Raw genomic sequence first — 22,564 nt, forward strand, 5'->3', positions numbered from 1 at the left:
GATTGTTAAACGACTAAATAGATTGAACGATGAAAAATCTTCAAGAATTATTATCAAAACCCGTCTGGCAGATGACAGGTGAAGAGTTCATATTCCTAAGCAAGCACGCTTCCCGTCAAACGGAAACGCAGCCACAGCCCGTTACAGACACAGAAAGAAAATATGTGTACGGAATACTGGGCATAGCCAAACTGTTCGGGTGCAGCCTACCCACCGCCAACCGTATCAAGAAAAGCGGAAAGATTGACAAGGCAATCACTCAGATAGGACGTAAGATTATCGTGAATGTTGAGCTTACCCTTGAACTGGCTGGAAAGAAAACAGGAGGACGGAAATAACGGGAGACATGGCTATGGACTATATGAAAGAGACTAAGGAAATATCGGCTGAAGAAGCCATAATCCTTTGGCAAGCCTCACGTTTGAGCTTGTCGAAAAGTTATGAGAAAGCACCTGAAATCCTTAAAGTACATGATTCTGTCATTGGGACATTGGGTAATTTCAGCGCATCCATCGGCAAAGCCAAAAGTAAAAAAACGTTCAATGTATCGGCTATCGTAGCCGCTGCATTGAAGAATGGCACAGTGCTGCGGTATGTAGCTGAACTGCCTGAAGATAAGCGGAAAGTGCTTTATGTTGATACAGAGCAAAGCCCTTACCATTGTCTGAAAGTCATGACGCGCATTTTGCGAATGGCTGGTTTGCCAGATGATAGGGACAATGAGAATCTTGAATTTCTTGCCTTAAGAAAATACACGCCTGAGCAGCGTATCAGGATTGTGGAACAGGCTATTTACAATACACCCGAAATCGGTCTTGTAATTATAGACGGCATACGGGATATGGTGTATGACATCAACAGCCCCGGTGAATCAACACGCATCATATCCAAGCTGATGCAGTGGACGGACGACAGGCAGATACATATCCATACGATACTGCATCAGAACAAAGGGGATGAGAACGCAAGAGGGCACATCGGTACGGAGTTGAACAACAAGGCGGAAACCGTATTGCAGGTAGAAAAGGACAAGGGCAACGGTGACATCAGCCATGTTTCAGCCATTCACATCCGGGCAATGGACTTTGAGCCTTTCGCATTCCGTATCAACGACAAAGCCCTTCCCGAACTCATTGAGGGATACAAACCTGAAACAAAGAAGCCGGGAAGACCCGAAGAAGAGAAGTTCGACCCTTACAGGCATATCACCGAGCAGCAGCACCGTATCGCATTGGAAGCCGTTTTCGGGCTGAAAGAGGAATACGGCTACAAGGAACTGGAAGATGCCTTAATCAAGACCTATATGTCAGTGGGTGTAAAGCTGAACCATAAAAAGGCGGTATCGCTCATCACCATGCTTCGCAACAAACGGATGATAGTGCAGGAGACAGGCAGAAAATACACATTCATGCCTGACTTCCACTATTAGCCCATTTCCCTGCAATCACTTCACTTTATTCTCGGGGTGTATATATTAGGAATATAGTGAAGTGCTTGGGGAATGGGACTAAATCACTTCACTTTATTACCGTATCCTATATATACGAGAATTTAGTGAAGTGATTATAGACCGTACTTCCTAAAAAGGTACGGGCAAAAAGAAAAATAAACCAATTCACCAACTACTAAAACAATCATTTTATGGATATACAGACAGCCAAGCAAATCAGAATAGCGGATTATCTGCATAGTTTAGGATATTCTCCCATCAAGCAACAAGGTGTCAATCTGTGGTATAAATCACCGTTAAGGGAAGAAGCCGAAGCCTCGTTCAAGGTAAATACCGAACGTGAACAATGGTATGACTTCGGTTTGGGTAAAGGTGGTGGCATCATAGAACTGGCTGCACACCTGTACGCTACCGACCATGTACCTTACATCTTGAAACGGATAGCAGAGCAGACACCGCACGTGCGCCCGGTATCTTTCTCTTTTGGAAAGCAAAACTCTTCCGAGCCGAGCTTCCAACAGTTGGAGATTGTTCCGCTGTCATCTCCTACCCTGCTTGCCTACTTACAAGGTAGAGGAATTAACATAGAACTGGCGAAAAGAGAATGTAGTGAAGCACGTTTCACTCACAACGGCAAGCGGTACTTTGCCATCGCCTTTCCCAATGGTTCGGGTGGATATGAAATCCGCAACCGCTATTTCAAGGGCTGCATCGCCCCAAAGGAAATCTCCCACATCAGGCAGTCGGGAAAAGCGAGGAACACCTGTTATGTGTTCGAGGGATTTATGGACTACCTCTCCTTTCTGACATTGAGACAAGAGAACTGTCCGAATTATCCGGAGCTGGATGGACAGGATTACATCGTATTGAATTCCGTATCGAATGTGAACAAGGCTCTCTATCCGTTGGGCAATTACGAACGCATCCACTGCTTTTTCGACAACGACCATGCAGGAATGGAAGCACTCCGGCAAATCCGTGAGGAATACGGCAGAGACCGATACATCCGTGACGCTTCTCAGACTTACAGCGGATGCAAGGACTTGAACGAATATTTACAGGAACAGGCTGAAAGAAAAAGGCAAGTTCAATCCGCCAAAGGGGTGCGCAGCCAATCACCGGAGAAGAAGAACGGCTTCCGGTTATAGCCCACTATAACTACACGCTCCGCTTTCGTAGTTGTGGGCTCTCCCGAGGGGATTAGGGCTTTGCCCTAATGACCCACTCAAGGCGTTTCACCCCTGAGAACCCCGAGTAAAGAGTGACCCTCTCTTTGCAATCTCCGCTTATGGGTTACCCCTAAGAACCCCTCTGCGAAAGCGAGCAAAGTAAATCAATTGTAAACAAAGAAAAGAAGCTATGGCAACAAAATCAAGCATACACATCAAGCCTTGCAACATCGCATCGAGCGAGGCGCACAACCGAAGGACTGCCGAGTATATGCGTAACATCGGGGAGTCCAGAATCTATGTCGTTCCCGAACTTTCCACCAACAACGAACAGTGGATAAATCCCGACTTCGGCACTCCCGAACTGCGAACTCATTATGACAATATCAAGCAAATGGTCAAGGAAAAGACCGGACGTGCCATGCAGGAAAAGGAAAGGGAACGCAAGGGAAAAAATGGAAAGATTATCAAGGTGGCGGGATGTTCACCCATCCGTGAAGGAATATTGCTTATCAGACCGGACACCACACTGGCTGATGTACGCAAATTCGGTGAAGAGTGTCAAAGACGCTGGGGCATCACTCCGCTACAAATTTTCCTGCACAAAGACGAAGGGCATTGGCTGAACGGTCAGCCGGAAGCGGAAGACAAGGAGAGCTTCCAAGTCGGTAACAGATGGTTCAAACCAAATTATCATGCTCATGTCGTATTCGACTGGATGAACCATGAAACTGGAAAAAGCCGAAAGCTCAATGACGAGGATATGGCAACCATGCAGACCCTTGCTTCCGATATTCTCCTGATGGAACGTGGACAGGCTAAAGCTGTTACAGGTAAAGAGCATCTGGAACGGAACGACTTTATCATTGAGAAGCAGAAAGCCGAACTGCAACGTATAGAGGAAACCAAGCGACACAAGGAGCAACAGGTAAGCCTCGCCGAGCAGGAACTCAAACAGGTAAAAGCAGAGATACGTACGGACAAACTCAAAAGTGCAGCTACCGATGTAGCCACAGCCATAACCAGCAGTGTAGGTTCTCTTTTCGGAAGCGGTAAGCTGAAAGAACTGGAACATCACATCGAGCAGCTACATCAGGAAATTACCAAACGGGACAAAGCTACTGATGAATTGAAAATTCAGATACAACAAATACAGGAACAGCATGGCAGACAAATTCGTAATCTTCAAGGAATACACAATCAAGAACTTGAAGCCAAAGACAAGGAAATATCACGATTGAATACCATTCTCGAAAAAGCATTATGCTGGTTCCCATTGCTCAAAGAAATGCTGAGAATGGAAAAATTATGCTATGTCACTGGTTTTACCAAGGGGATGGTTGATTCTCTTTTATACAAAAAGGAAGCTCTCAGATGTAGTGGAAAAATCTATTCCGAAGAATATAGACAGAGATTTGAAACAAAAAATGTAATTTTCAAAATTGAACGAAGCCCGATCGATAAGAATAAATTGATGCTGACTATAAACCAACAGCCAATCAGCGAATGGTTCAAGGAACAATGGGAGAAGTTACAGCAGCATCTGCGTAACTCAGTGCAGAAAGAACAAAAATCCAGAGGATTCAGGATGTAATATAGAGAAGTACAATTCATCATGGATTGTACTTCTATCGTAATATATAGTACAAAATCTAAGTTGTCTAACTATTCTAAAGTAAAATAAGCAATAAAAGAATATCTTATTCACTATTAATATACCATATTGTCAATATCTTTCCCTCATTTAGTCAATCGTATCTTTTCGTGGTAGAAATAATTTACGATAACCGGCTTGCCTTTTTCCGAGCGCCCGTAAGGCAAATCATTTATTCTATATGGAAACCCCTGTGCCTTGGCGTATTGGGAAATGTCCTGTTCCAATGCCTGCCAGTAATCAAGCCTCTTTTTGTTGTATATTTCTTCGTATAACGGAAAGAGGTCGGGATGCTTCTCACGGATATACGTCATTATCCCTCCCTTGAACTGCCCGCGCAGATTCAGGTTTTCGAGCCATATCAAATCGGCATATCCTTTCACTTTCTCGATAATCGCCTTCATATCGGTTATTCCGGGGAATATGGGCGATACAAAACACACGGTACGGATGCCCGCCTCATAGACCTGACGCATTGCGTTCAGACGACGTTCTATGCTCACGGCATTGTCCATATCCGTACGAAACCGCTCGTCAAGCGTATTGACCGACCATGACACCGTTACTTTGGGAAAACGCTTCAACAGGTCGAGGTCGCGCAGGACAAGGTCGGACTTAGTGCATATCATAATCTCGGCGTTGCTCCCACGCAGCTCTTCGAGCAGCCTGTGGGTACGGCAAAATTGCTCCTCATACGGGTTGTAACCATCCGTCACGGAACCTATCACAATGCGCTCTCCGTCATATTTGTGCGGATTGGCTATCGGTTTCCAGTTCTTCACGTCCAGAAATGCACCCCACGGTTCTGTATGCCCGGTGAATCGTTTCATAAACGATGCGTAGCAATACTTACAGGCGTGGGGACAGCCCACGTAAGGGTTGACCGAATATCCTCCGACCGGCAGTGAGGATTTGGTCATAACGCTCTGTACGTCTATTTCTTTGATTATTTCGGTATTCATTGTAAGCGTTTTGTAAATTGTTCCGGCAGTTCCTGAATCATCCTTTCTTCGCCCATTATAGGCAGCAAATCCTCTTTCATAAACACGGGGACGCCCTGTGTTTGGGCTTGGTCGGCAATGTGAAGCACCCATTCGGGACGGGAATCCACTTTGCCTTTCCGATGTCCGGTCTCCGTACCTATGACAATCCAGTCGATACCCTCGAAATCTATATCGCCGATTTCATCGAAAATAGGTTCGAAAGTGACATGGTAGTGCTTGGCCTTGATATTTCTTTTCAAATCGTCTAGCCGCTTTTTTTCGGAATTGCGCGTGACGGTCACGCCCATCCATACATTCTCGTCATCTGTAGAGAAACTGATCTTGTCCGGACATTTCGTAAGGAATATATAAGCGTGTTGCGGATTGCTTTTCATTCGTCTGAATATTTCCGCATTCCATTCAGGCTTCCAATCGGAGAAATCGCTCATTCCGGTCATCAGCCATACGTGAGGCTTGGGCGTGTCGATGATACGCAGCTTTCGCACCATATATTCCGGTACGGAGAAGTCGTCCGTAATATGGAAGCGGCGGCAGTTGTTACGGGCATAGCAGTAGCTGCACCCGATGGAGCAGCCTACCACTATGTTCATATTCTTTATCAGGGATTTTATACAGATAGTCATCTGCTTAGAGTTCCTTTTTAGAATCATTTCGGAGAGACTTTCCATTTTACCGGTTCTTTCAGTATGATTCCGTCAGTGGCATCCTCCTGTGAGAATGTATTGCTGCAATATTGTATGCAGAGCATGAGGAGCGGAGTCGTTCCGTTGTTACGGACACTTCGTTTTCCTGCAGGAGATACCCTGACAACGCTACCTTCTTCCACTGGGAACACTGTTCCGTCTACTTGAAATTCACCTTTACCGGAGAGGAAAAAATAAAGTTCCTCATGACTCTTGTGACTATGCAGAAATCCGGTTTCTGTACCCGGGGCGAATGACTGGAAAGAAAACTCGCTTCCCGTAGTTCCGAGAGCGGTGCTGCAGAATACTTTTCCGGGAATTTTCACATCCGGGCCAAGCTGAAGTTCGTATTCATTCAGTTCATTCAACTTACCGACACTGATCGCGGCGAAATTCTGTTCTACCGCGATTTTCCTAATCTTTTTCATCTTTCTAATATTTTGAAATGATTGTTTATACAGTTATTTAAGTGTTATGCTTTCTCCGTCTTCCGGTATAATCAGTCGGCTCATATCCGTCCCGTGATGGCGAGCTTCGTTGCGAAGGATGGCACGGGTGGTCTGGCAATGATCGATGGCATCCATGTGTACGGTAATCAGCTTGATGTGTGGGGGGAGTGTGTCAAGCATCGCCATTACTTCCTGTTCATTGGGGATGATACAACCGTCCGTCTTAGAGAATTCGGGGAATACCGCACCGCCACTGTTCACCACAATATAATTAGGACGATACTTTTCCACGGTAGCAAGAGTACATTCTTCCCATTTGCAATCGCCCATGATATAAATAGTCGGAAGCCCTTCGGACATCAGCACATAGCCCGAAACAGGTCCCATCATCTGGCCTATCTGACCGAAACCGTGATGGCCAATAGCACGGTGGATGGTCAGATGACCTAAGGTTATGCTCTCTTCAATCGCTTCTACATTTGAGAAACCATCTTTCAGGATGGCGGCCTTATCTTGTGGCTGGGTGTAGAAAGGAATGTCTTTCGGCAAATGCTGCTTTACACTTGGTTCGTAATGGTCGATGTGGTTGTGGGTGAGCAGTACCATATCAACACCTTCAGTAATGTCGCTAATAGGCATTACGAGATGTACCCTCGGATTCTTATATACACCGAGAGCTGATTGCAGGGTTCCTTTGTCGGCAAATACGGGGTCAATAAGAATGGTATGTCCTGCATAGTTGATTTTCAAGGTGGCACTGCGTACCAACCGAATAATTGCTTTTTCGTTCATGATGTTATGTTTTGTATTATTTTTCGGGTACAAAGTTCGAAAGGATATCCCAATGTCTCTATGCCTTAAAAACAGGAATATATGCCATTTTGATAAAAGAATGATGTATATTTGCAGAAAGCAAAAACAAGAGTGATGAAAGCTATAATCAATCCCGAAAGACTTGTAAGCGTTCCGTTCAATAAAACGCAATGTGGCGTAGACTTCTACATTAACACAGGCGAAAGCAAGGACATCTGTGGTGTCTTGACCGAGCATAAGGCGTTTAAGACAGATTTTTTCAGCTTCTATTTCTTTCGTCGTGCCAATGGATATTTGTTGCTGAACTTCCGAAAAGTGGAGTTACGGGATGGTATGGTGCTGCTTTTGTCGCCGCACCAGCAACAGGAATGGCACGTGAACGAGGTAGAACTAGATTACACTTTTCTTATTTTCCGCGAAGACTTTATGCGCACGTTCATTGCTGACAAGTTCTTCGTATATCGGCTGTTGTATTATTATCAGACTGATACACCGCCCTACTTGTTTGCCGAGCCGGAGGAGCTGACGGAATATATGCGCCTCTTAAAAAAGATAAAACAAGAACTACAACATCCTGTGGTAGACACTTACAACCTCATTGTGTCAGTGCTTTATTATCTACTGGTAATTATCAACCGGGCATACGCTCAAACTTATCGTCTACCTGTCGAAGTGCCAAAAAACAATTACGCATTCAAATTCAAGGACTTACTCGAAAAACATATCCGAACGACACAGCGCGTTCAAGAATATGCTGATATGCTTCGGGTAAGTCGTATCACCTTGAATAATTCTGTCATGGCGCAATTTGGTGTATCAGCCATTCACTTACTCAAGCAACGTCTTTTGGAAGAGCTGAAAAATGAGCTACTGTTCTCCAATCTGAATGTGAGCCAACTGGCAGACGAGTTCCACTTTTCCGACCCCAGTCACCTCATGCGTTTTTTCAAAAAAGAAACAGGCAAGACTTTTACCCAATATCTAATGAATTACAAAAGAGGAATATATGAATAGAAATTTCATATTTGGCAAATGAATTCCATATTTAAGATATTTATTTTTTTGAATAACTATATTTTTCGTCATAAAGGTCCATTCTGCCAGTCCATAGAAATACCAATCGCTTTGTAATTGACATTCTTTTGAAGAATCTTAAAAAATACAAAAACACCCAATTTTACATTCTTGGGTGTAAAAAAGGGTGTAAATCTCGCAAATGCTTGATTTACACCCTTTATTGCGGAGAGACAGGGATTCGAACCCCGGGTACCTCGCAGTACAACGGTTTTCAAGACCGCCGCAATCGACCACTCTGCCACCTCTCCAAAACTTCTTCTTCATCTCTTTCTCACGAACCTCATCTGTTGTTCGTTTAAATTCAAATCAGAAGCGCTTTTCGTTAAAAGCGGTGCAAAGATACAAAGAGATTCTAAAACTCCAAACGTTTTCATAAAAAAAATGATATAATCTTTTATTCTCATTCCCTATTTATAGGTATTTTATGCTATTAAACACAAAATGGAGAATATTTATACCCATAATATGAAAAATGGTTGTAACTTTGCACGCTCTAAAGAAGATGGATACCCCCAACCACTAACTAAATATTTTATTATGGAATTGAATAAAACCTTTAATGACGGACTTTGGAGCAAAGAAATCAATGTGAGGGACTTTGTCAGCAACAATATCACTCCCTATTATGGAGATTCTTCTTTCCTGCAAGGCCCTACCGAACGTACAAAAGCGGTGTGGAACTGCTGTCTTAAAGCACTCGAAGAAGAAAGGGCAAATAATGGTGTACGATCACTCGACCACAAAACCGTATCAACAATAACTTCGCATAAAGCCGGATACATCGACAAAGAAAATGAGCTAATCGTCGGCCTGCAGACAGATGAACTGCTGAGACGTGCCATCAAACCGTTCGGTGGAATCAATGTGGTGGCTAAGGCATGTCATGAAAACGGTGTGGAAGTAGACGACCGTGTAAAAGATATTTTTACTCATTATCGTAAAACACACAACGACGGGGTATTCGATGTATACACCGAAGAGATCCGCTCGTTCCGTTCATTGGGATTCCTTACAGGACTTCCAGACAACTATGCCCGTGGACGTATCATCGGTGACTATCGCCGCCTGGCCCTCTATGGCATCGACCGTTTGATTGAAGCGAAACAGGAAGATTTGAAACACCTGACAGGCCCGATGACTGAAGCCCGTATCCGCCTTCGCGAGGAAGTAGCAGAGCAAATCAAGGCACTGAAAGAAATGAAAGTGATGGGCGAATATTACGGACTCGACCTCAGCCGCCCCGCATACAATGCCCAAGAAGCCGTTCAATGGGTATACATGGCCTATCTGGCAGCTGTAAAAGAGCAGGACGGCGCCGCAATGTCCTTAGGTAATGTATCATCTTTCCTTGACATTTATATTGAATACGATCTCGCTCACGGAAAGATTGACGAAACATTCGCACAGGAACTAATCGACCAGTTTGTCATCAAACTGCGTATGGTACGCCACTTGCGTATGCAATCTTACAACGATATTTTTGCAGGAGACCCTACATGGGTAACCGAATCAATCGGCGGACGCTTCAACGACGGACGTACCAAAGTTACCAAAACTTCTTTCCGTTTCTTACAAACCCTATACAACTTAGGACCGTCACCGGAGCCTAACATGACTGTATTGTGGAGCCCCGACCTACCGGAAGGTTTCAAAGAATTCTGTGCAAAAGTTTCCATCGACACCTCTTCCGTACAATACGAGAACGACGATCTGATGCGCGAAGTACGTCAGTCGGACGACTATGGTATCGCCTGCTGCGTATCCTATCAGGAAATCGGTAAGCAGATACAATTCTTCGGCGCACGTGCCAATCTTGCCAAAGCACTGCTGTTGGCTATCAACGGTGGACGTTGTGAAAACACCGGTACGGTAATGGTAAAAGATATTCCGGTGTTGACGGGCGAGGTGCTGAAGTTTGAAGAAGTAATGGCTAACTATAAAAAAGTACTGACCCAGATAGCACGTGTATACAACGATGCCATGAACATCATTCACTATATGCACGATAAGTATTATTATGAGAAAGCACAAATGGCACTCATCGATACTAATCCGCGCATCAACTTAGCTTATGGTGTAGCCGGCCTTTCGATTGCTATCGACTCGTTGTCCGCAATTAAATATGCCACGGTGAAAGCCCGTCGCAATGACATCGGACTGACGGAAGGTTTCGACATCGACGGTGAATTCCCCTGCTTCGGTAATGATAATGACAAAGTAGACCACCTGGGTGTAGACCTTGTGTATTATTTCAGCGAGGAGTTGAAGAAATTGCCGGTTTACAAGAACGCCCGTCCTACCCTTTCATTGTTGACCATCACCTCCAATGTGATGTACGGTAAGAAAACCGGTGCCACTCCCGATGGACGTGCCAAGGGCATTGCCTTTGCTCCGGGTGCCAATCCGATGCACGGACGTGATAAAAACGGTGCGATTGCTTCTCTGAGCTCGGTAGCCAAACTGCGTTACCGTGATTCACAAGACGGTATCAGCAATACCTTCTCGATCGTCCCGAAATCACTCGGTGCCACAGCAGAAGACCGGATAGAGAATCTGGTAACAATGATGGACGGATACTTCACCAAAGGCGCACATCACCTGAACGTAAATGTATTGAACCGCGAGATGCTGGAAGACGCCATGGAGCATCCGGAAAAATATCCGCAACTCACCATCCGCGTTTCCGGATATGCTGTAAACTTCATCAAACTAAGTCGTGAGCATCAATTGGAAGTTATCTCACGCAGTTTTCATGAACGCATGTAATGTGAAAAACTGAATCGATCAAGAAGATGATAAACGTACATTCATACGAAAGTATGGGAACATTCGACGGGCCGGGTCTTCGGCTCGTCGTTTTTCTACAAGGTTGTAACTTCCGTTGTCTCTACTGTGCCAACCCGGATACGATTGCCGCCAAGGGAGGAACTTCCACAAATCCGGAAGAGATTGTTCGTATGGCAGTAAGCCAAAAACCTTTCTTCGGAAAACGTGGAGGAATCACATTCTCCGGAGGTGAGCCCACCTTGCAGGCGGAAGCATTATTACCTCTGTTCCGCAGGCTGAAAGAAGAGGGAATCAATATTTGTCTCGACAGCAACGGTGGAGTATGGAACGAGCATGTAGAAGAATTATTGAAGTTGACAGACCTCGTACTGCTGGACATCAAGGAATTCAATCAGGTACACCACCGGAAACTGACCGGACGAAGCAATGAGCAGACATTGCGTACGGCAGCCTGGTTGGAAGAAAACGAACGGCCGTTTTGGTTACGCTATGTATTAGTGCCCGGATATAGTGATTTTGAAGATGACATCCGCGCACTCGGCAGACAACTGGGAAACTACCGGATGATTCAGAAAGTAGAGATACTCCCTTATCACACCCTTGGCGTACATAAATACGAAGCAATGGGACAGACCTATCAACTGAAAGGAATCAAAGAGAATACGCCGGAACAGACCGAACGCGCTGCCGGTCTATTCAGAGAGTACTTTAAAACCGTACAGGTAAACTAAGATAAAAAGACTGACAAGCTGAAATAAAAAGAAGAAAAAGACTTGACTTACACATTTTAAGTTCGTATCTTTACGGATGTAATCATGAAATAGATTCAATTAAACTACACCTAAAGGAGAAGGCCGCCGCTTCCTCCTTTCTTTTTATAAATACAGGAAACCAAAGTTCCAAACACGGTATTTTCACTATCCGAGCACGATACTTTCATAAAATAACACGGCATGTCACGATGAATAACAAGCAACGTTACGATGAATAACAAGTAACGTCACGATGCCTTTCATTATTTGTCGCGGTACAAGTGTTGCTATGGGGCAATGCCACACACTTTCTCCTGAAAAAACAACTATCCGAGTTAATAATACATAAATCCGCTCTTGACAGATTTATCAATAAGTAAAGCGAATCCCCGCCTGAAGATTGAAATTGAAAGGAGTATCTTTACGAATCGTCTGCACATCGGAACCATCGTCAAAGAAATAAGCAACTCCGGGCTCTACATAGACACCGATATGCTTCGTTGCATTAAACTGCGCACCCACCGCACCGGAAACCGAGAATTGCAACGGATTTACCGTCAACTTGTCATTTCCTAACTTGCCATATACGCACTTTTCTACCATTCCGCCGGCAGCTACGTACAATGTGAAACGATCTTTATCAAAGAAATTCCAGTTGGCACGAACAGGAATACCGATATAATGCAGCTTCTGATCAATCCGGGCATCGCTAACCACCGTCTGTACATCGGAAGAAAGCAAAGTATATGTCACACCTGTTTCCACGGAGAAACCTTTCGCAAGTCCTTTACGCACCGACAGCCCGAAAGAAACCGGCTGATGATGTTTGATATCTACTATTTCATCCGTCCGTTTTAAGTAAGGCACCCCTTCTTTAAATACCACCACCTGATTATTGGGAATCTGAATAATCTCATTCCCGGCAGTAGGTGCCAAGTTCAACCGTTGGTCGGAAAACGAACTGTGCAGAGGTTCTACTGTCCCGTTACCGGAGAAAGAGGTACCGCCACCATTCCCGACAGCCGCTCCCACAGACCAACGCCCTTTCTTTGCTTTGGGTTTCTCTGCCGGAATATGCAATTTATCTTGCCCCGAACGTTGATGAGGACGCACGACTGTACCTGATTCTTCTTTCGTCTCTTTCGTTTCATCCGGAAGAGTCTCTTTCGCTTCTGCTTCCGGTATCGGGTTTACCTCTTCTTCCACCGGACAGGTAACAGTTTCGGCAGGTACCGAGGGTTCGATTCCCTGTCTCTCCGTCACTTTCCCCGCTTGGGCAATTACCGGACGTGGCTGCACAGGTTCCACCTTTGCCACTTGCATGTCGGGATCGTGTGCCGGTGGCAACAGATCGGGATCGGAGGCCAATACCGGAGCAACCGTATGACGTATTTCATCGGCCGTAGGAGTATTCAGAAAATAAATACTCAAAGAAGAAGCCACCACCAGTAACACTGCGGCCGCTGCTGCTCCCCATCTGCGATAAGGATACAGTATTCTTTTTTTGACAGGCGGCACCAGCTCCTTCTCCAGTTGTTCCCAACCGAAAGGAGGTATCGGCTCAGAGTAGTTTTCCAACTTCTCTTTCAGCTTGTCCATCCACATCTCTCTATCTTTCATCTTCTCATCCTTCATCTGTCATTCATCATTAACCATTCTTTCACTTTCCTGGCCAGCACGGTTTTGGCACGAAACAATTGCGAAGCCGAGGACTTTTCGTTGATACCCAGCAATTGGGCAATCTCTTTATGCGACTTATCTTCAAACGTGTATAAGTTGAATACGGTACGATAACCGGCAGGCAACTCTTCTACAAAATGCATCAAGACCTGCTGTGGAATGGCCTCCACCTCCGAAGCATCCGGTTCTTCGTATGTTTCAGGAGCATCTTCCAGTGCCATCGACTGGCTCATCACATCATTTTTGCGCAGATATTGCAGTGCCACATTCACCATCACACGTTCCATCCATGCCCTAAGAGAACCTTCACCACGCCAGGTGAATTTATCGAACGAACCGAAAATCTTCAGGAAGCCGTCGTGTAGCAGATCCTGGGCGGTCTCTCTGTCTCCGGCATATCGGAGACAGATACCGAGCATCCGTCCGGCATACTGCTCATAAAGTTCCTTGCGGGCACGGTTGTCGCCTTGCCTGCATAGCTCTGTCAGCTCTTGTTCTTCCATTCTCTTAAACACGTGTTTATCTTATAAATGCAGCAAAGATAGAAATACTGCATATAGAGAACAACACTTTTCCCACTTTTGTTTCTTTAACAATATTCCGTGCAATATTCTTTTCTTTCCTGCATTTTCCATACGGATGCTTCCCACACAGGGAGGTGCACCGGGCAAATGAAAGCCTTTACAATTTAAGTGTAATATTCCAAAACCAAAACGAACTTATGAAGAAATTGAATTTATTTGCAGTAACCGTGATCTTGGCTCTCGTTCCCTTCCTCCAGTCTTGTCTGGACGACGATGATGCCGTTTATTCCGATTTCACAATTGCCACTCTCAGACAAATTGATGACACGGATGATTATTATTTCGGTCTGGACAGTGGCAGAAAGATGTATCCGGGCGATGACTCCGCTATCCGTAATTATCCGATTGTAGACGGAAAACGGGTGTTCGTATGGTTCCATCAGTTTGAAGAACAAGTCCCCGGATATGATTATAATATTCAAGTAGTGAGAATGGATTCCATCCTGACCAAAGACATTATCCCGCTGACAGCCGAAACAGCCGACAGCATCGGAGACAACCGTATCAATATGACTTACCATTGGATTGCACAAGGCTATCTGACAATGGAGTTCCAATATCGCGGAACAAGCAATCCCAACAAAAAGCATATGCTGAACCTGGTATATGATACGGACAAAGATCTCATAGATGAGGAGGGGTACATCAACCTCGAATTCCGCCACAATGCATATGACGACGACGAAGGAAGAATAGGTGACGGCATCGTATCCTTTAAACTGGATAAAATAGCGGAGGAGATGAAAACCGCCAAAGGCTTGAAGATACGTGTAAATACGATTTATGATAATGTGATATACAAGAAAATAGACCTTGAAAAACAATCGAAAAGCAGCCAAATACCTACTGCTAATCAACTCAAACCGATGAGTTACACGACTGGAACGAACTATTAATTCTGATATAATAAAATGATGAAGCGGCTGTTTCCCAAAACCGGAAACAGCCGCCTTTTTATAAGCACAGGTTCGAAGTCTATGAAAAAGAACCTTTCTGCCTTCTCCTCACAAATCAAACAGGCATTTATTACTTATCAGAAGAAAGTATTTTCCAGATTCCGGCACTTAATGCAGCACCGACAAACGGAGCCACGATAAACAACCATAACTGAGACAACGCCACACCGCCCTCAAACAAAGCCGGACCAATACTACGTGCCGGATTGACAGAGGCACCCACCGACCGGTCTTCACTAAACCAAGCATTGTACAGCCTGCAAAGTAAGCATCTCCTTAGGCACAGCAGTCCGTATCTCTTCCTTAAGCACAGCAAGCAGGCTGACACGTATAAAATCCTTATTGGTTGTCAGCACAATAGGCCGGGTGGGACGAGGAATAGCAAACGGACGCACCAACTCTTTCTGCGATTCGGAAAGCTGATACACGGCCAGCTCCGGGATAAATGTAATTCCTTTCCCGCTTTCCACCATCCGCATAAATGTCTCCATACTTCCCAAACGATAAGCCATCTGATGGAGCTTCACGGCTTCCATCTGGCAAAAACGAACCAACTGGTCGCGAAAACAATGTCCTTCATCAAGCAACCATAACCTCTCACCGGTAATGTCGGAAGTACGGACTACCTCTCGCCCGAACAAAGGTTCCTTTCGGGAAACATATCCATAAAACTGTTCATAAAAAAGGATCTCCTCGGACAAAGCCGCATCCTCTAACACACTTGCCAGAATAGCAGCATCGATATCTCCTGTATGTAAAGCCTGGCGAATATCCTGTGTCTTCATTTCTGTCACACGGATATCCAGCCCGGGATATTTCTCCATCATCTGCGGGAAAAAACGTGGCAACAGATAAGGTGCGATGGTTGGCAACACCCCCAGATGGAAAGTGCCGGTAAGCGTCCCCTGCTCCTCATTGATAATATCCTTCACCTGCGAAGCCTGTGTCAATATGGTACGTGCCTGCGCAATCACCTTCTCTCCTATCCGTGTAGGACACACCGGTTGCATGGTACGGTCGAATAGCTTCACTCCAAGTTCTTCTTCCAGTTTCTGAATCATTGCGCTCAAAGTAGGTTGAGTTACCCGGCAATATTCCGCAGCACGGGCAAAATGCCTGAACTGATCTACGGCAAGTATATACTCCAATTGTTGTATCGTCATCTATCAAAGTTTTACGGGTTATAGATTCTGTCTATGCAAAGATAGAAATTATCAGTTTGACACGCATACATTTTCCCCCTATCTTTGCAATACGAAAAAGAAAAATAGTATAAACCAATTAAAATAAAAAAAGTTATGAAAACATTAGATTATATCAAACTGAACGAATCGGGAGTGAACAACGTAGTAGCATCTTTGCAACAATTACTGGCAGATTTCCAGATATATTACACCAACCTGCGTGGTTTCCACTGGAACATTAAGGGACATGACTTCTTCGTACTGCACAGCAAATTTGAAGATTTGTATAACGACGCAGCCGAGAAAGTAGACGAAATAGCAGAACGTATCCTGATGCTGGGCGGCACTCCGGCCAACAAATTCAGCGATTATCTGAAAATGGCTAACATCAATGAAGTAGACCGCGTAAGTAACGGTGAGAAAGCTCTGGAAAATATCCTCGAAACATACAGCCACCTGATCGGTGAAGAGCGCAAACTTCTCTCCATTGCATCACAGGCCGGCGATGAAGTAACAGTAGCATTGATGAGCGATTATCTGAAAGAACAAGAGAAAATGGTTTGGATGCTGACAGCTTACAGCAACAAGTAAGCCCTCATGGCATATTAAATCAAAAGAGACACAATTTACGGTTATTGTGTCTCTTTTCTTTTTTACAACATCAGAATGATTTCATATCTATTTTATTACGATCTCATCCGTGAAAAGCCAGCCACCTTCTATTCCATTAGATAAAGCTTGATAACGGACATAGCGGGCCGAAGCTTTACCGTCCCATTCGTAGGTCCGGAATACCAACCGGTCTTCCGTAGTCGGCACATCGGTATGAAGGCGAGCCTGTTCGGTAAATGTATTTCCGTCTTCCGAAATAGAAATAATCACTTCACGTGGAAGCCATACATAAGGACCGGACAATTGCATAAATTCGGCAGCAATGGAAGAGATTTCTTTCATCTCACCCAAATCGACCGTAATATCCATATCCGTATTGAGGAAACCCTGCCAGCGTTTATCACCGTACGTCCATCCGCCACGAAGCCCGTCAACCAAAGCAGTATCTCCTCCGGCCGTATACTGCGGCGCATAAGGGCTGGTATATTTTACCGTTTTCATTAATCCTAAATGTTCAACAGGAATAGCCGCCTCCGGACGTTCTCCCACCTCCTTACTCAAATCGAAAGGATGATAGCCGTTATCCTGCAACCATTTTACCTCTTTCAATGCGCAACGATGGAAATGTTCCCAGTTTTTCTTATCCGGTTGTGTCCAGGCCACTTCTGCCAGAGCCAGCAGACGAGGATAAACCATATACTCCATATGCTCGGCAGTTGTTATATACTCTGCCCAAACATTTGCCTGCACACCTTGTATATAATCTGCTCCCTCTTTCGTCAAAACTTCCGGAATCGGATCATAAGAATATACTTTCTCCAAAGTCAGGTATCCGCCGATCGCTTCGGGCTGAGTCGTCGGAGCATCCTGGTAAGAATCCAGATAACAAAATCCGCCCGGTGTCATGATCACGTCATGCCCTGCTTTGGCTGCTTTAATTCCGCCTTCTTCACCACGCCATGACATCACAGTGGCACGCGGTGCCAAGCCGCCTTCAAGTATTTCATCCCATCCCAACAACTGCCGGCCGTGCTCATTCAAAAATTTCTCCATCCGATGAATGAGATAGCTCTGCAACTCCTTCACATCCGCCAGTCCTTCCTGCTTCATCCTCTTCTGACACAAAGGACACTTCCTCCAACTATCCATATTGGCTTCATCTCCGCCGATATGAATATATTCCGAAGGAAATATCTCCATCACTTCCAACAATACATTCTGCAGAAAAGTAAAGGTATCTTCATTGCCGATACAAACTTCAGAATTAACATACGGTTTTCCGGAGCAAGACAAATGAGGAAACACAGCCAGCACTTCTTCCGAATGCCCCGGCATCTCTATTTCCGGAATAACCGTGATATGACGTTGCCGGGCATACTCCACAATTTCCCGTGCATCTTCCTGAGTATAATATCCACCGTCTGCACCGGGGGCATCCTTCGTACAATACTTGCGCCCGCCTTTCCACCAGGCTTTCCAATTGGGATAAGGGCGATAGGCTGCCTGCTCCGTCAGTTCCGGATAACGTTTGATTTCCAATCGCCAACCCGCACCGTCTGTCAGATGCCAATGAAAGCGATTCAGCTTATAGCGCGCCATGGCATCGAGTTGTTTCTTGAGAAATTCTTTGGTACGGAAATGACGCGAAACATCCAGATGTAAACCTCTGTATGAAAAACGGGGGGAATCTTTTATCTCGATCAAAGGGAAAGAAAACGTTCCGTCAGCCTCTTGTTCCGCTAACTGCAACAGGCTCTGAAAGCCATAAAATAATCCGGCAGCCGATGGAGCAACAACAGAAATTCCTTTTCCGGTGATAGATAATTGATAGCTCTCCATCGATTCCTGATCGGAAACGGGAGCTATTATCGTAAAGCTAACCACACTCTTCTGGGTACCCTCTGCTTCCGGCTGTAATGCAAACGGAGATGCCTGAAGATATTCGGTAAATTCTTTCTTATCTTCTTCCGGCAAATTAGTGCTAAATACAGCTTGCCGGGGCAATCCGTATGTTCCGGAAGAAAGTTCTGATGACTGGGGCTGAGGTATAATCTGCACCTCGACCTCTTTTCTCTGCTGGCATCCGGCCAACCAGAAACTAATAAACAACAAACACGAAATAATTCCTTTTCTCATAATATTAAATATAAGAGATTGATTTGACAATACCGGGCGCAGTTGAAACGGGCTCCGCTTATCTATAATACAATCAAGTGAACAAAACTACTAAATAAAAATGAGGCTGTCCTAACAAACAATGTCCGGACAGCCCCTCTCTTTTTACCTTCACATAGACTAATAGCGAAAACTATTACCTAATAGAAAACTCCAATCGTCCTCCATGTACCAGCTCATCATGAGTGATACGGAATCGATTGAGCTTTTTGCCACCAATTTTTACATTATCAATATACAAGGCGTCAGGTTTCTGACGGGTAGACTCAATCACGAGTTCTTTTTCCTTGTACCATTTAGGATCAAGACGAATTATTACTTCATCAAAGACGGGAGTTGTCAACGTATACTCCGGCAATCCCGGACAATCCGGATAGAATCCCATCATATTAAAAATAGCCCAAGTAGACATTGTTCCTGTATCATCATTACCCGGAATACCATCCGGCTGCGTAGTGAAATATTTAGCCAACAAACGTTGCGTTTCTTTTTGAGTACGCCATTCCTCTCCCTTAAAATAAGAAAACAGGTAAGGATAAGCGATATCGGGTTCGTTCGCCGGATCATAAAGCCCTTCGTCAAATATCATCTGTAATTTATTGACAAAAGATTTCTTGCCTCCCATTAAGCGGGCTAATCCATATACATCATGAGGTACATAGTATGTGTAATTCCATGCGTTTCCTTCGTGGAAACCGGGACTGGGTTCGAAGTTCTCACCCTGTTTCGGGCTGAAAGGAGAATAGAAAGTACCATCGGGAAGTATCGGGCGGAATGTGCCGAACTCTTTGCTATAATAGTGTTTATATCCCAACGAGCGATTATAGAACAACTTGGCATCTTCTTTCTTCCCTAAAGCATCGGCTAAGCGGGAAAGGGCGAAATCGGCAATGTAATACTCCAACGCATGAGATACCGAGTTGTCATATTGTTCGCGTAAAGGTACATAACCTTTAGACATATAATCATCATTATCCGGACGCATTAAATTTTCCGCACCGGGAAGCGTTGCCGATTTATACATCGCTTCATAAGCAAGATTAATATCAAAATCCCGCAATCCCTTCATCCAGGTATCCACTATAACGGGAATACTGGGATCGCCCTCCATAGTCAGCGTCTCCCGGCCATACAATTCCCACTTGGGCAACCATCCGTGTTCACGATACATATCGAGCATCGTACGTACCATCTCTATCTGGCGCTCCGGATATACCAATGTCAGTAATTGATGTACATTACGATAAGTATCCCACAGCGAGAAGACCGTATAACGGTTACCTTGGGTCGTCAATATCTTATCACTCTCCATTGCCGGATACTCTCCGTTTACATCCTGCAATACATTGGGATGAATCAGCAGATGATACATGGCCGTATAGAAAACGGTCTTCTGCTCTTGCGTCCCTCCCTCAACAAGAATACGAGACAGATCATCGTTCCAACGTTCACGCGCTTCGGCATGTACCTGTTCAAAATTCTTGCCTTCCTGTTCTTTATTCAGATTGAGACGGGCATTTTCTATACTCACAAAAGAGACACCCAATTCCACTTCGATCTGTTCGCCCTCTGCGGTATCGAATGAAAAAAACGCTCCGATATCATCTCCGGCTATTTCTTTTCCATATTTGGTATAAAGCTTATACTTACCGTTATCCGGATCCCACTCCGCCTCCACACCGGTCATAGACCGTTGCTTCTTCCAATACCCGGTTTGCTGTGGGACCTTGTTGACGCGCATCACAAAGTAAATAGGGAATACAGCTTGCGGATTATAGCAAAAAGTACCCAATAACTTCACTCCCTCTATCTCCTGTGCATTTACCCGACGAAGCATAGCACCGGATTCATTGGTGAGTCCTTCACCCAAATTCAACAGGATGTGGCTTTTACCCTTAGGAAATGTAAAACGAGTGACACCTGTACGGGGAGTGGCGGTCACCTCGGTTTTCACATCATATTTAGTCAGATAGTTGGTATAATACCCCGGTGATGCCTGCTCATCTTTGTAACGGCTTCCATATTCCTTATAATCGACATTCAATTCTCCCGTAGTAGGCATCAATAAAAGAGAGCCCAATTCCGGACACCCTACCCCACTCAAATTTACATGAGAATAACCGGTAAAAAAGCAGTTATGATACTCATAAGGAGTAGACCACCAACGGGCATCTTTATCATATCTATTATCGGCCGACCCCATCACGTTGAAAGGTACGACAGACATCATACCATTGGGACAAACCGCTCCGGGATTTGTAGTACCAAAGTTGGTAGTACCTATAAAAGGATTGACATAATCGGCAGGAGAAAGCTTCTCTCCGCTTCCGGCTTTTACCGGAAGCAGAAAGAGAGCTAATGTGTAAGTTAATAAAAGTCGCTTCATAAATCAGAATTACGATTAGACGATTTATAATTTACGGTAAAAAACTCTCTCTTTATCTTCTCTATACCTTTCACCATAAATTATAAAATCGTCTAACCAAATAAAAACTCTCTCTATCTATTTCTCTCTTATTCTAAATTATAGGTCGTTGAATCCGAATGATTAAACAATATTTGTTTTCTTGATAAATTCTATAATGTCAGCAATATAACCGAAAGCCATTCCGACTACAGTATCTGCTGCGCCATAATATACCGCCACTCTTTCGCCGTCCTGCAAAGCGGCACATGGGAACACGACATTAGGAACGTCTCCCTGCAATTCATAAGGAGCAGCCGGTGCAAGCAGATATTCACGCGTACGATATAATACTTTGTCTGGATTATCCCTGTCTAAAATGGCAGCACCCATAGAATAACGGAAACCGTTACAAGTAGTTATTACTCCATGATAGAACATCAGCCATCCTTCTTCCGTGAGGAAAGGAACCGACCCTGCACCTATTTTCGTACATTGCCATGCACTTTCCGGGAACGGAGTTACTTTCATAACACTACGATGTTCTCCCCAATACTTCATATCCGGGCTATAACTGATATAGATATCACCGAACGGTGTATGTCCATTATCACTCGGACGACTCAGCATCGCGTATTTACCATTTATTTTCTGTGGGAAAAGCACACCGTTACGGTTGAACGGTAAAAAGGCATTCTCACACTGGAAGAACTCTTTAAAATCAAACGTATAGGCAATACCGATTGTCGGTCCATGATAACCGTTACACCAAGTAATCCAGTAACGGTCTTCAATCCATGTGACACGCGGATCGTATTTATATTCCGACTCGATCATCTCTGTATTGCCTGCCTTGAACCGGATAGGTTCGTGATTGATATCCCAATGGATACCGTCCTTGCTGAAACCGGCAAAAATATTCATCTGTACCGCTTTGTTATCGCAACGAAATACTCCAGCAAAACCATCTCCAAACGGTACAACTGCACTATTAAAAATACTATTTGATGAAGGAATATGATAACGTCCGATAACGGGGTTCTTTGAATAACGCCACATCACATCCGTACAACCGGCAGGGCGTTCTTCCCATGGCATATTAAATCTCTCGTTCATAATCTTTTTATATTA

General features: G+C 44.6%; 19 protein-coding genes, 1 tRNA gene and 1 pseudogene. 9 read left to right on the forward strand and 12 right to left on the reverse strand.

Going from position 1 to position 22,564, the window contains the following annotated elements:
- Window positions 1-29: 29 nt before the first annotated feature.
- The 4 genes from HMPREF1532_RS01800 (at window position 30) to HMPREF1532_RS01815 (ending at window position 4,213) form a co-directional block, all read left to right on the forward strand.
- On the forward strand, window positions 30-338 hold the full coding sequence (locus HMPREF1532_RS01800) for a DUF3853 family protein (protein ID WP_025820142.1): 309 nt from the start codon (window positions 30-32) through the stop codon (window positions 336-338).
- Between the two features lie 14 nt (window positions 339-352).
- On the forward strand, window positions 353-1,429 hold the full coding sequence (locus HMPREF1532_RS01805; protein ID WP_044097440.1) for an AAA family ATPase: 1,077 nt from the start codon (window positions 353-355) through the stop codon (window positions 1,427-1,429).
- 212 nt (window positions 1,430-1,641) lie between these two features.
- Entirely contained in the window at window positions 1,642-2,598 is a 957-nt protein-coding gene (locus HMPREF1532_RS01810) for a toprim domain-containing protein (RefSeq protein ID WP_005924026.1), read from the forward strand.
- 211 nt (window positions 2,599-2,809) lie between these two features.
- Window positions 2,810-4,213, forward strand: coding sequence for a hypothetical protein (locus HMPREF1532_RS01815; RefSeq protein WP_005924028.1), 1,404 nt, complete (start codon window positions 2,810-2,812; stop codon window positions 4,211-4,213).
- Between the two features lie 146 nt (window positions 4,214-4,359).
- On the opposite strand, the gene HMPREF1532_RS01820 is transcribed toward HMPREF1532_RS01815, so the two are convergent.
- The 4 genes from HMPREF1532_RS01820 to HMPREF1532_RS01835 are packed head-to-tail and all read right to left on the reverse strand — an operon-like array spanning window position 4,360 to window position 7,201.
- A complete protein-coding gene (locus HMPREF1532_RS01820) occupies window positions 4,360-5,235 on the reverse strand; it encodes a radical SAM mobile pair protein B (protein ID WP_005924033.1) in 876 nt (291 codons plus the stop codon).
- Window positions 5,232-5,900: a radical SAM mobile pair protein A gene (locus HMPREF1532_RS01825; RefSeq protein WP_005924036.1), complete on the reverse strand. Its 669-nt coding sequence runs from the start codon at window positions 5,898-5,900 to the stop codon at window positions 5,232-5,234. The genes HMPREF1532_RS01820 and HMPREF1532_RS01825 overlap by 4 nt, the downstream gene beginning before the upstream one ends.
- A gap of 23 nt (window positions 5,901-5,923) precedes the next feature.
- Window positions 5,924-6,388 (reverse strand): cupin domain-containing protein, encoded by a 465-nt coding sequence (locus tag HMPREF1532_RS01830; protein ID WP_005924039.1) that lies wholly within the window; start codon window positions 6,386-6,388, stop codon window positions 5,924-5,926.
- A gap of 33 nt (window positions 6,389-6,421) precedes the next feature.
- Window positions 6,422-7,201: an MBL fold metallo-hydrolase gene (locus tag HMPREF1532_RS01835; RefSeq protein ID WP_005924041.1), complete on the reverse strand. Its 780-nt coding sequence runs from the start codon at window positions 7,199-7,201 to the stop codon at window positions 6,422-6,424.
- Window positions 7,202-7,336: 135 nt separating this feature from the next.
- Between HMPREF1532_RS01835 and HMPREF1532_RS01840 the strand changes: the two genes are divergently transcribed.
- Window positions 7,337-8,236 carry a helix-turn-helix domain-containing protein gene (locus HMPREF1532_RS01840; protein ID WP_025819263.1) on the forward strand — a complete coding sequence of 300 codons (900 nt, stop codon included), beginning with the start codon at window positions 7,337-7,339 and terminating at the stop codon, window positions 8,234-8,236.
- A gap of 226 nt (window positions 8,237-8,462) precedes the next feature.
- Here HMPREF1532_RS01840 and HMPREF1532_RS01845 read toward each other — a convergent pair.
- Window positions 8,463-8,547 (reverse strand) — tRNA-Ser (locus HMPREF1532_RS01845).
- A gap of 289 nt (window positions 8,548-8,836) precedes the next feature.
- Here HMPREF1532_RS01845 and pflB point away from each other — a divergent pair.
- Together pflB and pflA are read left to right on the forward strand one after the other, a co-directional pair.
- Complete coding sequence (gene pflB, locus HMPREF1532_RS01850; protein ID WP_021935498.1) at window positions 8,837-11,065, forward strand: formate C-acetyltransferase; 2,229 nt, start codon at window positions 8,837-8,839, stop codon at window positions 11,063-11,065.
- 26 nt (window positions 11,066-11,091) lie between these two features.
- Window positions 11,092-11,817 (forward strand): pyruvate formate-lyase-activating protein, encoded by a 726-nt coding sequence (pflA, locus tag HMPREF1532_RS01855; RefSeq protein ID WP_005924046.1) that lies wholly within the window; start codon window positions 11,092-11,094, stop codon window positions 11,815-11,817.
- 390 nt (window positions 11,818-12,207) lie between these two features.
- Here pflA and HMPREF1532_RS01860 read toward each other — a convergent pair whose 3' ends face one another.
- Both HMPREF1532_RS01860 and HMPREF1532_RS01865 read right to left on the reverse strand, forming a co-directional pair.
- A complete protein-coding gene (locus HMPREF1532_RS01860) occupies window positions 12,208-13,458 on the reverse strand; it encodes an outer membrane beta-barrel protein (RefSeq protein WP_025819259.1) in 1,251 nt (416 codons plus the stop codon).
- Between the two features lie 11 nt (window positions 13,459-13,469).
- A complete protein-coding gene (locus HMPREF1532_RS01865; protein ID WP_005924050.1) occupies window positions 13,470-14,021 on the reverse strand; it encodes an RNA polymerase sigma factor in 552 nt (183 codons plus the stop codon).
- Between the two features lie 218 nt (window positions 14,022-14,239).
- Here HMPREF1532_RS01865 and HMPREF1532_RS01870 point away from each other — a divergent pair, with 218 nt between their 5' ends.
- Entirely contained in the window at window positions 14,240-14,998 is a 759-nt protein-coding gene (locus HMPREF1532_RS01870; protein WP_005924052.1) for a NigD1/NigD2 family lipoprotein, read from the forward strand.
- Between the two features lie 130 nt (window positions 14,999-15,128).
- On the opposite strand, the pseudogene HMPREF1532_RS21670 reads toward HMPREF1532_RS01870, so the two are convergent.
- Together HMPREF1532_RS21670 and HMPREF1532_RS01875 are read right to left on the reverse strand one after the other, a co-directional pair.
- Window positions 15,129-15,278, reverse strand: a pseudogene (locus HMPREF1532_RS21670) (aquaporin); the annotation flags it as partial.
- Between the two features lie 16 nt (window positions 15,279-15,294).
- Complete coding sequence (locus HMPREF1532_RS01875; RefSeq protein ID WP_005924054.1) at window positions 15,295-16,221, reverse strand: hydrogen peroxide-inducible genes activator; 927 nt, start codon at window positions 16,219-16,221, stop codon at window positions 15,295-15,297.
- A 135-nt stretch (window positions 16,222-16,356) separates the two neighbouring features.
- Here HMPREF1532_RS01875 and HMPREF1532_RS01880 point away from each other — a divergent pair, with 135 nt between their 5' ends.
- Window positions 16,357-16,833: a Dps family protein gene (locus HMPREF1532_RS01880; protein ID WP_005924056.1), complete on the forward strand. Its 477-nt coding sequence runs from the start codon at window positions 16,357-16,359 to the stop codon at window positions 16,831-16,833.
- 87 nt (window positions 16,834-16,920) lie between these two features.
- On the opposite strand, the gene HMPREF1532_RS01885 is transcribed toward HMPREF1532_RS01880, so the two are convergent.
- The 3 genes from HMPREF1532_RS01885 to HMPREF1532_RS01895 all read right to left on the reverse strand — a co-directional run bounded on the left by HMPREF1532_RS01885 (window position 16,921) and on the right by HMPREF1532_RS01895 (window position 22,549).
- Window positions 16,921-18,990, reverse strand: coding sequence for a glycoside hydrolase family 20 protein (locus tag HMPREF1532_RS01885; protein ID WP_005924059.1), 2,070 nt, complete (start codon window positions 18,988-18,990; stop codon window positions 16,921-16,923).
- A 175-nt stretch (window positions 18,991-19,165) separates the two neighbouring features.
- A complete protein-coding gene (locus tag HMPREF1532_RS01890; RefSeq protein WP_005924060.1) occupies window positions 19,166-21,415 on the reverse strand; it encodes a GH92 family glycosyl hydrolase in 2,250 nt (749 codons plus the stop codon).
- A 162-nt stretch (window positions 21,416-21,577) separates the two neighbouring features.
- Window positions 21,578-22,549 carry a glycoside hydrolase family 130 protein gene (locus HMPREF1532_RS01895; RefSeq protein ID WP_005924061.1) on the reverse strand — a complete coding sequence of 324 codons (972 nt, stop codon included), beginning with the start codon at window positions 22,547-22,549 and terminating at the stop codon, window positions 21,578-21,580.
- Window positions 22,550-22,564: the final 15 nt, after the last annotated feature.

The organism is Bacteroides salyersiae WAL 10018 = DSM 18765 = JCM 12988, from assembly GCF_000381365.1.
Taxonomy (GTDB): domain Bacteria; phylum Bacteroidota; class Bacteroidia; order Bacteroidales; family Bacteroidaceae; genus Bacteroides; species Bacteroides salyersiae.

Bases quoted from the DNA above. Each gene is read 5' to 3' on its own strand.
- HMPREF1532_RS01800 (WP_025820142.1), top strand. From the start codon at position 30: ATGAAAAATCTTCAAGAATTATTATCAAAACCCGTCTGGCAGATGACA.
- HMPREF1532_RS01805 (WP_044097440.1), top strand. From the start codon at position 353: ATGGACTATATGAAAGAGACTAAGGAAATATCGGCTGAAGAAGCCATA.
- HMPREF1532_RS01810 (WP_005924026.1), top strand. From the start codon at position 1,642: ATGGATATACAGACAGCCAAGCAAATCAGAATAGCGGATTATCTGCAT.
- HMPREF1532_RS01815 (WP_005924028.1), top strand. From the start codon at position 2,810: ATGGCAACAAAATCAAGCATACACATCAAGCCTTGCAACATCGCATCG.
- HMPREF1532_RS01820 (WP_005924033.1), bottom strand. From the start codon at position 5,235: ATGAATACCGAAATAATCAAAGAAATAGACGTACAGAGCGTTATGACC.
- HMPREF1532_RS01825 (WP_005924036.1), bottom strand. From the start codon at position 5,900: ATGACTATCTGTATAAAATCCCTGATAAAGAATATGAACATAGTGGTA.
- HMPREF1532_RS01830 (WP_005924039.1), bottom strand. From the start codon at position 6,388: ATGAAAAAGATTAGGAAAATCGCGGTAGAACAGAATTTCGCCGCGATC.
- HMPREF1532_RS01835 (WP_005924041.1), bottom strand. From the start codon at position 7,201: ATGAACGAAAAAGCAATTATTCGGTTGGTACGCAGTGCCACCTTGAAA.
- HMPREF1532_RS01840 (WP_025819263.1), top strand. From the start codon at position 7,337: ATGAAAGCTATAATCAATCCCGAAAGACTTGTAAGCGTTCCGTTCAAT.
- pflB (WP_021935498.1), top strand. From the start codon at position 8,837: ATGGAATTGAATAAAACCTTTAATGACGGACTTTGGAGCAAAGAAATC.
- pflA (WP_005924046.1), top strand. From the start codon at position 11,092: ATGATAAACGTACATTCATACGAAAGTATGGGAACATTCGACGGGCCG.
- HMPREF1532_RS01860 (WP_025819259.1), bottom strand. From the start codon at position 13,458: ATGAAAGATAGAGAGATGTGGATGGACAAGCTGAAAGAGAAGTTGGAA.
- HMPREF1532_RS01865 (WP_005924050.1), bottom strand. From the start codon at position 14,021: ATGGAAGAACAAGAGCTGACAGAGCTATGCAGGCAAGGCGACAACCGT.
- HMPREF1532_RS01870 (WP_005924052.1), top strand. From the start codon at position 14,240: ATGAAGAAATTGAATTTATTTGCAGTAACCGTGATCTTGGCTCTCGTT.
- HMPREF1532_RS01875 (WP_005924054.1), bottom strand. From the start codon at position 16,221: ATGACGATACAACAATTGGAGTATATACTTGCCGTAGATCAGTTCAGG.
- HMPREF1532_RS01880 (WP_005924056.1), top strand. From the start codon at position 16,357: ATGAAAACATTAGATTATATCAAACTGAACGAATCGGGAGTGAACAAC.
- HMPREF1532_RS01885 (WP_005924059.1), bottom strand. From the start codon at position 18,990: ATGAGAAAAGGAATTATTTCGTGTTTGTTGTTTATTAGTTTCTGGTTG.
- HMPREF1532_RS01890 (WP_005924060.1), bottom strand. From the start codon at position 21,415: ATGAAGCGACTTTTATTAACTTACACATTAGCTCTCTTTCTGCTTCCG.
- HMPREF1532_RS01895 (WP_005924061.1), bottom strand. From the start codon at position 22,549: ATGAACGAGAGATTTAATATGCCATGGGAAGAACGCCCTGCCGGTTGT.